Origin of the sequence: Adhaeribacter aquaticus DSM 16391 (genome assembly GCF_000473365.1) — a bacterium.
In the GTDB taxonomy this organism is placed as follows: domain Bacteria; phylum Bacteroidota; class Bacteroidia; order Cytophagales; family Hymenobacteraceae; genus Adhaeribacter; species Adhaeribacter aquaticus.
In genome coordinates this window covers 582,680-597,171 of record NZ_KI421517.1, presented here as the reverse complement: position 1 = coordinate 597,171, position 14,492 = coordinate 582,680, and the positions used below count along the sequence as shown (strand labels likewise).

Annotated in this window: 11 protein-coding genes; 3 read left to right on the top strand and 8 right to left on the bottom strand. The window is 40.7% G+C overall.

From position 1 onward, the window contains the following. Nucleotides 1-16 precede the first annotated feature (16 nt). Nucleotides 17-625: a sterol desaturase family protein gene (locus tag ADHAQ_RS0104630; RefSeq protein WP_026461944.1), complete on the top strand. Its 609-nt coding sequence runs from the start codon at nucleotides 17-19 to the stop codon at nucleotides 623-625. A gap of 539 nt (nucleotides 626-1,164) precedes the next feature. On the opposite strand, the gene ADHAQ_RS0104625 is transcribed toward ADHAQ_RS0104630, so the two are convergent. The 5 genes from ADHAQ_RS0104625 to ADHAQ_RS0104605 all read right to left on the bottom strand — a co-directional run bounded on the left by ADHAQ_RS0104625 (nucleotide 1,165) and on the right by ADHAQ_RS0104605 (nucleotide 4,906). Further along, a complete protein-coding gene (locus ADHAQ_RS0104625) occupies nucleotides 1,165-1,698 on the bottom strand; it encodes a VOC family protein (RefSeq protein ID WP_211240570.1) in 534 nt (177 codons plus the stop codon). Between the two features lie 463 nt (nucleotides 1,699-2,161). Then, nucleotides 2,162-2,857 (bottom strand): porin family protein, encoded by a 696-nt coding sequence (locus ADHAQ_RS0104620; RefSeq protein ID WP_051359711.1) that lies wholly within the window; start codon nucleotides 2,855-2,857, stop codon nucleotides 2,162-2,164. Nucleotides 2,858-3,055: 198 nt separating this feature from the next. Continuing rightward, nucleotides 3,056-3,382, bottom strand: a complete 327-nt coding sequence (gene trxA, locus ADHAQ_RS0104615) for a thioredoxin (protein ID WP_026461941.1) — start codon at nucleotides 3,380-3,382, stop codon at nucleotides 3,056-3,058. Nucleotides 3,383-3,448: 66 nt separating this feature from the next. Beyond that, entirely contained in the window at nucleotides 3,449-3,982 is a 534-nt protein-coding gene (locus ADHAQ_RS0104610; protein WP_026461940.1) for a hypothetical protein, read from the bottom strand. Between the two features lie 363 nt (nucleotides 3,983-4,345). Next, complete coding sequence (locus ADHAQ_RS0104605) at nucleotides 4,346-4,906, bottom strand: hypothetical protein (protein WP_026461939.1); 561 nt, start codon at nucleotides 4,904-4,906, stop codon at nucleotides 4,346-4,348. Nucleotides 4,907-5,547: 641 nt separating this feature from the next. On the opposite strand from ADHAQ_RS0104605, the gene ADHAQ_RS0104600 reads away from it, so the two are divergent. After that, nucleotides 5,548-6,381, top strand: a complete 834-nt coding sequence (locus ADHAQ_RS0104600) for a phosphatase PAP2 family protein (RefSeq protein ID WP_071781152.1) — start codon at nucleotides 5,548-5,550, stop codon at nucleotides 6,379-6,381. 238 nt (nucleotides 6,382-6,619) lie between these two features. Here ADHAQ_RS0104600 and ADHAQ_RS0104595 read toward each other — a convergent pair whose 3' ends face one another. The 3 genes from ADHAQ_RS0104595 to ADHAQ_RS27070 form a co-directional block, all read right to left on the bottom strand. Beyond that, nucleotides 6,620-7,483, bottom strand: coding sequence for a restriction endonuclease (locus ADHAQ_RS0104595; RefSeq protein ID WP_026461937.1), 864 nt, complete (start codon nucleotides 7,481-7,483; stop codon nucleotides 6,620-6,622). 165 nt (nucleotides 7,484-7,648) lie between these two features. Then, complete coding sequence (gene dnaE, locus ADHAQ_RS0104590) at nucleotides 7,649-11,284, bottom strand: DNA polymerase III subunit alpha (RefSeq protein ID WP_026461936.1); 3,636 nt, start codon at nucleotides 11,282-11,284, stop codon at nucleotides 7,649-7,651. Between the two features lie 499 nt (nucleotides 11,285-11,783). Next, complete coding sequence (locus ADHAQ_RS27070) at nucleotides 11,784-12,830, bottom strand: nucleoside hydrolase (protein ID WP_051359709.1); 1,047 nt, start codon at nucleotides 12,828-12,830, stop codon at nucleotides 11,784-11,786. A gap of 273 nt (nucleotides 12,831-13,103) precedes the next feature. Here ADHAQ_RS27070 and ADHAQ_RS0104580 point away from each other — a divergent pair, with 273 nt between their 5' ends. Then, entirely contained in the window at nucleotides 13,104-14,444 is a 1,341-nt protein-coding gene (locus ADHAQ_RS0104580; protein ID WP_211240569.1) for an MFS transporter, read from the top strand. Nucleotides 14,445-14,492: the final 48 nt, after the last annotated feature.

Genomic DNA, 14,492 nt, shown 5'->3' with positions numbered 1-14,492 from the left:
TTTAATTGGAGTAACTATGAAAGTAAATCATAAAGGTTCCGCTCAGATTTTCCAAAACCCGGTTTTAGAGAAACTGACCCGAACCCATATTGCCTTACCTATTTCTATTTTTGTTTGTATTGCTATTTCTTTAATTTATTATGGCATTACCCATGGGTTTATTTCTGTTCTTTCAGCTCTGGGGTTATTTCTGATAGGTTGGTTCATTTTTACGTTTGTGGAGTATGCAGCCCACCGCAATATCTTTCACATGGAAACGGATACTGAAATAAAGAAAAATATTCAATATGCCTTCCACGGCAATCATCACGAATACCCAAAAGATAAAAGCAGGTTGGCTATGCCGCCAATTGTGAGTTTATTGATTTCGTCGTTTTTCTTTTTCGTATTCAGGCTAATATTCGGCAATTTCGTTTTTGGGATTTTATCGGGCTTTTTATTTGGCTATGCCCTTTATTTGTTTGTGCATTATGCCGTACACGCATTTGCTCCACCTAAAAATTTCCTGAAAACGCTTTGGGTACACCATAGTATTCACCATTACAAAGATCATGAAAAAGCTTATGGTGTTTCTTCGCCGCTTTGGGACTGGATATTAGGTACCATGCCTGAAAAGAGTAAATAATAAAAAAGGGAAGCTATTTAGCTTCCCTTTTTTATTGGTTTAGGTTAGGTTTTTTACCTGCGTGGACCTCTTATTTTTCGTAGTAACCACATAATAAAAAAGACTACTACGGCTATCAATACCACTGCAGTCCACATGCCTGCTTTAAAGATATCTCCAATTACTTCGCAGCTACTTAAAGTTAAAGTTAGCAAGATGAAGCATATTGATAAAAATGCTTGAATATTTTTCATAGTTTTATTTTGAGTTAAAAGCTTTTAAAATCAAATAATTATACTCCTTGTATAAAAGAATTTGAATATTTGATTTTACTCTAAACCCATAAAAAAGTTTAGGTAGTGGTGCCTCCAGTACAATTTTGGATTTTAAAAACTAGTAATAATCAGCTTACTCTTACATAAGTTAACTGTTTTTTTAGCTATAGTGTGCCTGTATTACTTTATTCTTTTAAGGCAGAATAAAATAGTACGGTTATAAAAAAATATGCCACCCTTAGTTAGTAAAGGTGGCATACTAGAATCCTAAATATAGATTGGGAATTACAGATTTTTCTTCTGTAAATTTTCGTCGTTTATCTCTATCCAATGACCGTCCGGGTCCTGAAAATAAATTTGTTTTACGCCATCTACCCGAATAGTAGGAGCCTTCTCGGTACCGGGCCAATTGGTATATTCAACTTTGTTTTTATTCAAATGGTCCATAAATGCTTCTACTGATTTAACACTAAAGCATAAGTGGTCGTCTTTATCGCGTTTAATATTAGCATCTGCACCTTGTATCAGGTGCAGGGTCATGGGACCTCCAATAGTAAACCAGGTATGCCGGCCATCGTGAAATGGCTCTGGAATAACTTTTAATTGTAATATGTTTTCATAAAAATCCGTGGCTGTTTTCAGGTTATTTACATAAATGGCAATATGATTAAGGCTTAAAGCCTGCGGCATAGTTGAGGTTTGGGCAATTGCACCTAATTGCACAGGGCGGGCTTGAGTTTTAGGTTTTGCCTGAGCGAAGCCTGCTTCGGCTGCCAAAAAGAAGGAAGCCGCCAAAAGAAATTTAAGTAAATTTTTCATGTTTGGTGGAATGTTTAACTGTAAAGATAAAGATTAATTTTCTGATAATCTCAACCTCGCCTTGTAGCATATAAAGGGAAAGCCGGATTTCGGTCTGCCTCCTTTTGGGAAATGGTTTAAGTTAAATAGCTCCCGTAGGTGAGTACAACACTGTTTTATAAATTATAAGAAACTGTTAACTTCTGCTTTGTGCCATTTAGCTTTTGGAAGCATTTTTAGTAAAAGGTTTAATTATCAAGAGTATCTCTTAGGCTTAAATTATTTGACTGATTGCTGTAGCGTGATGGACAGAGCCTGTTTGTTAACTAAACACAATATATTTATAAATTTAGAACATAAATGCCTTTTAGGACGAGTGGCAATGTTTTTTTGTTTAACGGGAGCAATTTTCCTTGAAAATAGATTAATGTAAATAATAAGTGCAGACCTAGAGGCCTGCACTTATTATTAAACTGAGTTGGGATTAATTTTTATAAGGCAACAGGAAATTTAACGACACCTGGAAAACAGAATGTCTGGCATCCACATCATCAGATTTTAAGAAAGAAGAAAGACCTGCGGTATACCGGAAGTTAATGCTGGCTGGGCTATCCGCAGACTTGAACCCGATACCAACGGCGTAGCCATAATCGGTTGGTTTGTAATTATCGGTGCTCTTGTTATAAGTTGTGCCTTCTGTTGTTGATTTGCCCAGTAAGCCTTCCTGGGTAATTCTTTGGTGATCTTTTGTTTCCTGGTTTAACAGAAAGGAGAATTGCGGACCAGCTTCAAAATAAATATTACCAGCACTTACCTGAGCCAATACCGGCACATCCAGGTAATTTACGGTACCTGTTATTTCCCGCTCAGTAGTCGTACTGCCTGCCGAACGCTTGTCATCAATCCGAAAACCTTTAGAAGAATACAGTACTTCTGGCTGAACAGCTACTACCTGAGAAAAGGCGATATTGGTAAAAATACCAGCGTTAAAGCTTAATTTGCGTTTAAGGTCGTAATCCTGGTAAGCTGGAATTTTACCAGTAATGGTGCCGTAATTAGCGCCTCCTTTTATTCCTAATTTAACTGATTGAGCCGTGGCACCCGTCCAGATTAAAAGAAGGAAAGCTAGAGCAGCCGAAAATTTCTTCAGGTACGAAAGTTGGTTCTTATTTTTTGTCATGTTTATCTTTTTTTGCTTATTATTTATTTTATGACCGAAAATTAGAACAGGAAAATGAAGAGAACATGAAGAAAATACAGGCGCATATATTTTGTAAAATTTTATTTAAATAAGGTATGTGCGCATTAGTTAAGCCTGTATAAAAACAAAAACCCTGCTAATAAAAATTAGCAGGGCTTTTTATAAAAAGTTATTAAATTAAGCTAATTGTGCTTCTAATTTTTGCGCTAAAGCATTTTTAGGAACAGCACCAACTTGCTTATCTACTACTTGTCCGTTTTTGAAAACTAATAAAGTAGGGATGCTGCGGATACCAAATTTTGCAGAAGTCTGCGGGTTGGCATCAACGTCTACTTTACCAACTACTACTCGTCCTTCGTAGTCGCCGGCTAGTTCTTCTACTACCGGGCCCACCATGCGGCAAGGTCCGCACCATTCTGCCCAGAAGTCTACTAATACTGGTTTATCTGAATTTATGATTTCTTCAAAATTGGCATCGGTTATCTCGATTGCTTTGTGTCCCATGACATTTGTGGTTTAAGGTTTAAAAATTAAAAAAAAACTAAGGTTCAAAGCCTTATTAAAGTATTTTTAGTTGTTGAGTCCTTCTACGAGAGTTACTTCTTTTTTGTCTCTTAAATCATTGCGGTAAGCAGAAAGATCTTGTTCAGCAGCTGGCGTTTCATCTTCTAAAAACTCTTCCCAGTTATCTACTTTCAATAATTTTCTGCCAGCAAACTCATTAGAGGTAAGTACATAACTGCCTCTCTGTACTTTTAGCCCTTCTATCACCCGGTCAGTGCCAGAGCGTCCATATACAGAAATATACATGGTGTCAGTTGGACTCGCCAATGCTAAACTAATACCTGGCGATATGGCCGACTCTGTAAATATGAATCTTTTTGTAATCCGGTTGTAGCTTAATTGTTGTTCTTTGGCAGCGTTTTCAGGCCGTAAAGAATATACTTTTACTTGTCCGGAAGTTATAGCTTCGTTGGTTAGTTGGTTGCCACTTTTATCAAACAAAGTAAAGGAAATACCTTGTTTGGAAAAGGTCTGAGCCAAAACTAAAGTAGCGCTTACTACTACTAATATTAACGTTAGCCCTAACTTATAATTTTTCATTTTACTTAATATAGTCACTTAGTTATAAAAGTTTAAATATGCCTGCAAATTAATAGCCAACTTTTTTTACTGCCAACCTGGCAGCGTTACTATTATAAAAACAAATTTAGTAAATAGTATGTTCATTCATAAATTTCTTGAAAAGTAAGTAAGAGTTAGTGGATACAGGCTCTTAATAATCCGAAAATAGAAAGAGAATAAAGTTTACTGCTGCACAGTTATTTCATTAGTTGGGGAGGGCTGGCTGGTTAGTTTTTAATAAGGTTGTTGCATTTTTTTACACAATCACCGGGCTACCAGATAATTAATTAATCAGTTGGTTTAGTGTTTGGCTTCTGTAAGTAAGTGAAACAAAATGTGCTTTTATTCTTTCTTCAGAAGCGGTACTGGTCTTTTTCCCTGTAACTGGTCATTATAAGCGGAAAGATCCTGTTTAGCTACCGGGGTTTCATCTTCTAAATATTGGCTCCAGTCATCTACCTTTATTACATTACTTTTAGCAAAATCATTAGATGAGAAAATATAGCTGCCTTTTTGGATTTTAATGCCGTCTATGGTCCGGGGAGGGCCAAACCTGCCATGGGTGAATACATACATCGTTTCAGCCGGTGTTACAAAAGCCAAAGCAATACCATACGAAAGAACAGGTTCGGAAAAAGTAAACAGACCAGTTTCTTTATCAAAAGCTAATTGCGGGTAAAAGGCTTTTGACGATTCCCGTAAGGAATAAACTTTAACCAGACCGGTTTTTAAATCTTCATCGGTTAATTGCTTTCCGGTTTTATCAAATAAACTAAAAGCCAGGATCTGACGGTTCATATTAGATCCAGTACCAGTTTGTGCGTTTGCCCTTTCAAGGCCAAAAACCAACATTATAAAAGTTAAAAGCCCTGTTAAATTTGTGGTAATAGTTCTTCTGATCATAATCAACCCTTAGTATATTTATGGTGGTGCTAAATAACCTACTTACTACTTTTACATAATGAAAAACTTAATCCCCTTAGTATACGAACGGCATAAATTTTATCCACAAACTATTAATAATTGTATGTAAGTATCTGCAAGACATGAGCCTACAATAAAGGTAAAATGAACAGTTAACCTAAGTAGGAAGCGTTTTGGTTTAAGGTTGATCATTGTATTCAGGAATTTGTTTTCTTTTTTCTTTTGGTTGGCTCAGGCGTAGTAGTGCATGTCAAAAAACTTCTTTTCGGATTGCTCGCTGCCTGGCTATTGAGAAGCAGAAGAGGTAGGCTGTTATAGGGCAGTAAAAACAGATGAAACCGGTATTTAGAATGGACCTGCTGACAGATAAAAATGTTAATCCAGATTTATCCATTAAGATAATATTATTGGCAAAGCTATTAACCCGCATGATGGGTTGCGCGGAGTAATGCGTCCGCCAAAGTTTTTTTAGCTAAGTACATCCGGAAATGCATTAATCCATTTTTTTTCTCTGGTTAGGTCAACTTTTAGCCCTGAGAGTGTTTAAAATATTTATGGAGCTAACCAGAATAACAAAACCTCGTAAAAACGGAATCTTTTCTCACCAAGGCTGTATATTTATGACTCAACTACCTACTTTTTCTTTTTTACATCGGTTGCGCCATGTGGTAATAATACCATACCTGTGGTTTGCACTTTTACCGGCTTCGGTTTTGGCACAAGGAACGTCAGATTCACCGGCTACCACCGTTCTGGCAGATACTATACAACAACAAAAGCCGGAAGATCCGCGGGATCCATTCCTCCGCAAGGGTAACTTAAGACGGGGGCTTATTATGCCTGCGGCTTTTATTGGTACGGGCTTATTAATGATAAATAATGGTATTTATGACCGGCATGATGTGCGTTATGATCTTCGAACTAAAACGTTTCCTAACTTTAAAACTGACGTAGATGATTACCTCATTTTTGCACCCGCTGCCGGTTTAGTGGTGTTTGATATCTTGTCGTCGCAGAACCGACACAATGTAACGCGGCAGGTTGGATTATTGGCAGCTTCCGGCGCACTGGCCTCGGGTATTTTGTGGCCGATGAAGAAGATTACAAACGTATCACGACCTAATGAGGCGAACAGCTATTCGTTTCCATCGGGGCATACAACTTATGCGTTTGTGGTAGCCACTATGGTCAGCCGCGAGTTCAGGGGCAAGAGTAAATGGATTGGCATTGCCTCTTACACCGCTGCTTCTGCCACCGGCATGATGCGGGTACTAAACGATGCACACTGGTTTTCGGATGTGCTGGCTGGTGCCGGTGTTGGTATTTTAACTACCAACCTGGTTTACTTGGCTAACGACCGGTGGTTTAAAGATAAAGGACTTAATACCATGTTTATGCCTACCGTGCTTCCAACCGGAAAACCTGGCTTGGGTATGGTGATTCATCTGAAATAATTATGTTGGAAAGTTATAAAGTTCAGGCATTAGTTTCTGTACTTTTAACTTCTTGCCATTTCGCTTTTTCAAATTTGGAGACCATTCTGGATTAAGTCTACTTCAAGTTTGATCGTAGCAATAACTTGGAGTAGAAATAAAGCAAGTTTTCAACTTGCGCCAGTTACAAACTGGCTAAATAAAAGCCACAAGTTTCCGTTTCACTCAAACTTGCGGCAGGTGGGGCAGGTGGAGAAAATTAAAAAGTTTTAAACCAATCGCTTTTAATTTTTATTTTTTCAACCAGTTCAATATCTATTCCTAATCTTAATTCTTTTAATTTTTCAGCAAGATCGTTTCCATCCATTAAATCTATTGGAGGTGCGCCGTCACGTGATGCTTCTCGTTTTGCTTCTCTTGTGAATGTTCCGGTAGTAATAATCAACCCTTTATCTGCCCGGCCTACCATCGCACCTCTAAAATCTCTAACTATAGAAGGAGAAACAGCTCCTTTATATCTTTTGGCTTGGAATATAACGTGAAAGGAAAGCACGCCTCCTAAACGCAACATCCCTTTTCCATCAATTCCTCCATCATTAGGTCGCCCAGTAACTTCTACATTTTGAAATCCAAGCTCACGCAGAAGGCGCTGGCAAAGACGTTCAAATGCTGCTGGACTAATATTTTGAAGCTCCTCAATTAATTTCTCTTGCCAGGAATATTTATGAAGCTCTTCATCCTCTAAAACTTCTTCAATAGGTGCCGCCGGTCTGGATTTATCTTTTGGTCTTTGAAGTCTGTCCTCAGCAACAACCTGACGCTTTACGACTTCTTTATCAACGGATGGTGTTTTAAGTCCTAACTCAGTTAAAGCCCAAACACCTCTGGATGAGTTTTCCAAAAGATTAAATCGCTTTAAATAATTTCTGGCCCATGTAAGTCGATAGGATAATTTACTTGTATTGCCACGATGAACCTCATTAACTTGTTCATCAGTTAATTTAAGGATTAAAGAGACTTGTTCTTCTATCTCTTCAACTGATCCTGAACCACCTAAATTATGTAAAGCTTTTAATGTAGGATTAAAAAGATCGTCATATTTATACTTGAAGGATTCAGGCATACTATTTTTTGATTATTAGAAAAAGTATTATATGATTAGAAGGAAATGTATTAAAGCAATATAGCGTTTACCCACTATTAATTAGAAGATAAACGCTATAAAATTCAAAGCTAAATATAATCTCTGCCGTGTCAGGTATTATCACCTGACACTTATTCGTAAAATCTATAATAACTTACAAGTACCAATACTGTTTTCCTTTACCTTCTGAATAAAGGTTTTAGGATCAATGCGGTATTTGCGGGAGAACATTTCGATGGCTAAACGCTCCGTGGTGTCAATTAGCATCAGTTCTAATTTTTTCCCACCGGGTGAGCTGCTGGCCGCTTCTTCAATCCGGTCAATCAGCAGGTCGTTAAGGGTTAAAATGTCTATATCCAGGCGCACGCCGTTAGCCATTTTGTCGGCAATGTCGCCCAGCAACTGAATATTCATTGGCTTCAGCTCCCACTGGTCTTCCGATTTGTAGCGCAATTGCACTTTACCCCGGATAAACACAAACATGCCCTCTTTCAGGTACGGCGAGAACTTTACATAATCTTCCCCAAATAAGGCCATGTTCAGCGTAGAGTCGTAATCCTCCAGCGTAAACAAAGCAAATGGATTACCGTTTTTGGCCGTCCGAATAACGATATTCGACAAGATGCCGGCTACGTTAATATCCTTATTTTTGTGCTCAACAATTTTATCCAGGCCGCAGGTACAGTACGATTCTATTTCCAGACTAAATTGATCTAAAGGGTGACCGGAAATATAGAAACCTACTACTTCTTTTTCTCGGCGCAGCTTTTCGGTTGGCGTCCAGGGGGTAACTTCCGGTACTTTTGGTAACGGAGCGGCTACGGCAGCGCCTCCTCCAAACAAGCTTTGCTGGGCAGCGTTTAGCTCGGCCTGGTAGTTATTACCAAAGCGTACAGCTTTTTCAATTAAGTTTTGGGTTTCGCCTTCCGGTATTTCTAAATATTGGGCACGGTGGTATTTCTCAAATGAGTCAAAAGCACCAGCCTGGGCCATACTTTCGAAGGTTTTCTTGTTTACCGCCCGCAGGTTTACGCGCTTGGAAAAGTCAAAAATATCGGTGTAAGGGCCGTTTTTCTCGCGTTCTTCCAGGATGGCCTCTACCGCAGATTCGCCGGTACCTTTTATCGCACCTAAACCAAAACGGATAGCGCCTTCGGCATTTACGTTAAATTTATAGATGGATTCATTCACGTCCGGGCCTAATACCGGTACTTGTTGTTTCCGGGCTTCCTCAATAAAGAACGTCACTTTTTTAATGTCGTTCATGTTGTGGGTAAGCACCGATGCCATGTATTCGGCCGGGTAATGAGCTTTTAAATAACCGGTTTGGTAAGCAACAACGGAGTAAGCGGCGGAGTGGGAGCGGTTAAACCCGTACTGGGCGAACTTCTCCATTACGTCGAATACCTCAGAAGCCTTTTTCTCCGGAATATTATTTATTTCTTTGGCACCTTTAATGAATTTCTCCCGCTCCTGGGCCATTTTCTTCATGTCCTTCTTACCCATGGCGCGGCGCAGCAAATCGGCGCCACCCAGTGAGTAACCGGCCAGAATCTGGGCCGTTTGCATAATCTGCTCCTGGTACACCATAATTCCCTGCGAATAATTCAGGATGGGCTCGAGCAGTTCGTGCGGGTAATCTACCTCTTCGCGGCCGTGTTTCCGGTTAATAAAGTTCGGAATGAACTGCATCGGACCCGGCCGGTAAAGGGCGTTCATGGCAATTAAGTCTTCAATGTTGGTTGGCTTCAAATCCTTCAGGTACATCCGCATACCTTCAGACTCAAACTGGAATGTTCCAATGGTATCGCCGCGCTGGTAGAGTTCGTAGGTTTTCTCATCGTCCATCGGAATATCATCAATGTTGATGTCTACGCCATGGTTTCGCTTAATGAGGGTTAAGGCATCCTTGATAATGGTCAGGGTTTTCAGCCCCAGAAAGTCCATTTTCAGCATCCCCGCCGATTCAATTACTTTGCCGTCGAACTGAGTAACCAATAAGTCGGAATCTTTGGAAGTAGAAACCGGGATGTAGTTGGTAATATCGTCGGGCGCAATAATTACACCGGCCGCGTGAATACCGGTATTCCGCACCGAACCTTCCAGCTTTTCGGCTAGTTTCAGGGTTTTGGCACGTAAATCATCTCCATCCCGGATAGATTTCAGTTCCGGCGATTCTTCAAAGGCTTTGGCTAAGGTTGTCCCTGGTGCATCCGGTACCATTTTAGCCAGCTCATTGGCTTCGGATAAAGGCAGTTCCAGCGCCCGCGCCACGTCCTTGATACTCGATTTGGCAGCCATGGTACCAAAGGTAATAATTTGGGCTACCTGGGTTTTGCCGTATTTATCAACCACATAATCGATTACCCGCTGGCGGTTTTCGTCGTCAAAGTCAATATCAATATCGGGCATGGATACCCGTTCCGGATTTAAGAAACGCTCAAAAAGGAGTGAGTACTTAATCGGGTCGATGTTGGTGATACCAATACAGTAAGCAGCAGCGGAACCAGCTGCCGAGCCCCGGCCCGGCCCTACGGCTACCCCCATGTCGCGGCCTTTGTTAATGAAGTCCTGTACAATTAAAAAATAACCGGCAAACCCCATTGTTTCAATAATCTGGAGTTCGTAGTTTAACCGTTCTTCAATTTCGGGAGTTATTTCGCCGTAACGTTTTTTAGCACCTTCAAAAGTTAAGTGGCGCAAAAAGGCATCCGGCCCGGCATGTTCCGGCGGAATCGGGAAGTTGGGTAATAAGATATCGCGCTGCAGCTTGGGCGGCGTAATTTTATCGACAATCTCATTGGTGAAATCTACCGCCTGCGGCACATCTTTGAACAATTCGTTCATTTGTGCCTGGGTTTTAAAGTAGAATTCATCGTTGGGGAAACCAAAACGGCTTTGCGGCTTTGGCTTGCTCATTTCTTCTTCAATGCGGTACAGCATCTGCCGCGCCTTCTGGTCGGTGGCTACACTTTGGCGCAAGTTGTCGTAATGGTCGTAGGCTACTTTGCCGTCGCCGGTTAATAACCGGAAATATTTGGTCTGGAAATCGCCAACCGGTACACTTTCGTCTTCGCCGGTGTTCACACACAACAGAATATCGTGCGCGTTCCAGTCGCTTTGTTCCACGTAGTGGGAGTCATTAGTACAAATTACACTTACCCCGTATTTTTTAGCTAAGCGCAGCAAAACCTGGTTTACATCTTCCTGGCTTTTGCCGGTGTTATCTATGTTCTGTAAACCGTGGCGCTGAATTTCAATGTAATAATCTTCGCCAAATAAATCGAGCCACCATTTAAGTTGTTTTTCGGCTTCTTCTTCGCCTTTCCACAATATGGTTTGGGGCAGTTCGGCACCAATACAACAGCTGGTCGCAATTAACCCTTTGCTATATTTCTGTAATAATTCTTTATCGATGCGGGGCCACTTGCTGTACAAACCTTCAATGTAGCTTAAGGAGCAAAGCTTAGCTAAGTTTTGGTACCCGGCCTGGTCCTTGGCTAATAACAACTGGTGGTAGCGGTTATCGCGACTTTCTTTGGTGAACGTTTTCTGGTGGCGATCTTCTACCAGGTAAAATTCGCAGCCAACAATAGGTTTGACGTTGTATTTATTGGCTTCAGCCACAAAGTTAAAGGCCCCGAACATGTTGCCGTGGTCGGTCATGGCAACAGCTTTCATGCCGTCTTCCTGCGCCTTTTTCATTAGTTTCCCAATGCTGGCGGCACCATCTAACAACGAATATTGGGTATGGGTATGTAAATGCGAATAATCAGGCACGGTAATTAATTAAAATTAATTGTTAAAGGATAAAAGTTGGTTCAGCACTTATTTCTCTGTTGCATTCAGGAGGAAACTCTAAGGTTTCTATAGTGTCACTTGTTAAAAAAACAATAAAGTGTCTTTTCGTTTAGTTCAGGTGTTATTTTTTTGAAAATTCTTTACATGAATAAGTAAAATAAACCCTTCATAAATGTCAATGGGTGCAAGTTTATTGTTGCAAATTTATGGCAGAACTATTATTAAAATTACGAAAAAATGATGGGTTAAAAAACTATATTAGGCGTGGATTCGGCTCTATATAATTAAAATTCTAAAGGTCAATGGAATGATTTAATGAGAAGGTATGAATGTTGTTTATTTAACATAAACATCAAAGCCCATCCTGTTAGGGATAGGCTTTTGTTGAGAAACCAGCCTTGTCTTCTTTGCAGGAAGTTTCCACCAGGTATTTATAGTTGTAATAGATATTACCTTGTCTTAGCCCTGCCGAAATAAATTATTTTTCTCGTGGATCATAGAGCATCAGCTCTGTTAGCACAGTACGCATAGCTTCCAGGTTATTAACATAGGCATACGCTTGGTTTTTATTTGGAGTAGCGGAATAAGTTATAATGCTGTCCATCCCAACATCAATTTTACCGGCCGGGGAAGTATTAAAAAGAGCGCGTGCCGCGGGGCGGGAACCGTAAAGTACCCGCAGCTGATCCCAGGAATAACGATCTTTTGCTACTCCTTTGTAATAAGCTTCATAAGATTTGCGGATAATGTGGTCGGGCCGGGCTTGACTTAATGCCGCGCCAACCTCCAGTTTCAAGCCACTGCCACCAGCAAATACAGTTGGGAAATCCGAGGGGAGTAACCGGAGTTCTCCGTTAGCTGCATGTAAATCCGTGTAATAGTTAAAACCGCATTTCCCTTTGGGCAGGCCGCCGCCGCCGTTTCCGCCAGCCGCATAAAACTTGATTTTGCGGCGCATTAGTTCTACACCGGTTAAAGGGCTATTTTCATCGGGCGCAGAGTTAAGGAGGTTGTAAATATTGGTAGCCGGACCAACCACAATAAGAGTAACACTTTTATCTGGTTGGGTGGCAAGTACCTTCCGGTAGAGTTTGATTACATCGGGAGCAGTTTCTTGTGTTAACGTGTGCGGATAAGCTGCTACAACAGCCTCCATGTACTCGTCGCGGGCATAAGGTGCTTTTCCTTTAATGGTACCTATAGGTAAATCTGGCCGGCCGTACCAGGTATTTACTGCATGTACGTAAGGAACGGCAGCTTTATGGCCAATAACTACGCCCATGGCCAAAAGCTTAATTTCTCCCCGATCGGCAAGGGCATGTAAAATGGCCAGAGCGCCGGCATCGTCAATATCGCCGCCCGGATCACTATCAAAAATTACCCTTTGCACTTCTTTTGTAGAATTGTTTTTATTACCCTGTTCAAAGGAGGTAAGCTGTGGCTGCCCTTTGGACGCACAACCGGATAGGGTAATAGTTATATAAATAAAAACCCAAACAATTTGATTGATACGAAGCAGATTCATGAGGTATTGTTTAGTTATTTTCTTAGTTGTATTTAGCTGTAATATAGGGAAATTAGTTTCGCAATTAAGCTACTTCTTTGAAGAATTATAATGGCAGAGTTGTCTTTTAAATGATTCAGGTATAGGAACAAACAAATAAAACTTCGAATTAATTAAGCGCTAATAAAGGTTATCTATTTGCTTATTGGCAGCCACGAATAAGATTAATTTATCATCTCTTTGACCCGGGTATCGTATGAACTCATCAGGAATAATCTTAAAGTTTAATTTTACATGCGTGATACCCAACCCAGTGCTGCAAAACGACAGGTTTCACTTTCGGAAATGTTCCGGGCATTAAAATACCGGAATTATCGTCTTTTCTTTGCCGGGCAGGGGGTATCGCTTATTGGTACCTGGATGCAGCAAATTGCCATAAGCTGGCTGGTATACCGGTTAACTGATTCGGTCTTCCTGTTAGGTATATTGGGGTTTGCCAGCCAGATTCCATCTTTTCTGTTGGGACCATTTGCCGGAGTTGTATCCGATCGTAACAATCGGCATCGCATATTAATTATCACCCAAATTTTATCAATGGTTCAGGCAACGGTTTTAACTATTTTGGTTTTAACCGATACTATTACCATTCCCTGGCTAATTACTTTAAGTGCCTTTCTGGGTTTGGTTAATGCTTTTGATATAAGTGCGCGCCAAGCCTTTGTAGTAGAAATGATTGATAAACGGGAAGATGTAAGCAATGCCATTGCCTTAAATTCATCAATGTTTAATATGGCCCGGCTAGTAGGACCATCTATTGCTGGTATTTTAATTGCGGCAGTAGGAGAGGGCGTTTGTTTTTTAATTAATGCACTAAGTTACTTAGCCGTAATTGTTTCGTTACTTTTAATGCAGGTAAAGCCGCGCGAAATACCTAAGACTGAAACACGGGTCTGGGAATCTCTAAAAGAAGGGGCGGGGTATGTATTTGGGTTCCCTCCCATCAGGGCTATTATTTTACTAATTGCCAGTATAAGTTTATTTGGCATGCCTTTTACAGTATTAATGCCAGTTTATGCCCGCGACATTTTACACGGTGGGGCTAATACGCTCGGTTATTTAATGGGAGCATCCGGAATTGGGGCCTTGGTGGGGGCTTTGTATCTGGCTCAACGTTCTACAGTACTGGGTTTGGGAAAAATAATAGTTGCCGCCACCATTTTGCTAGGAGCCGGATTAATTTGCTTCTCTTTTACTACTACGCTGTGGCTGGCTCTGATTTTTATATTCTTTACCGGTCTGGGCATGATAGTGCAAATGGCCTCCAACAACACCATTTTGCAAACCATATCTGATGATGATAAGCGTGGACGGGTAATGAGTTTTTATTCGATGGCTTTTCTGGGTATGGCCCCGTTTGGATCTTTGTTAGCAGGAGCGGTGGCGGATAAAATAGGAGTGGCTTATACGTTTCTGGGCTGTGGCATTTTGTGTCTTGTAAGTATTGTCCCTTTTGCCGTGCAATTGCCGGCTTTACGTAAAATGGTTCAACCTATATACCAGCGCCTTGGTATTTTGCCGGAAGTGGCTAAAGGTTTACAAGTAACAACAGGTTTAACAGCCGCTGCAAAAAAATAGTAAAACGGTTAAAGTTATTCACAGGGAATAAAAGATAAAGGGCGAAAT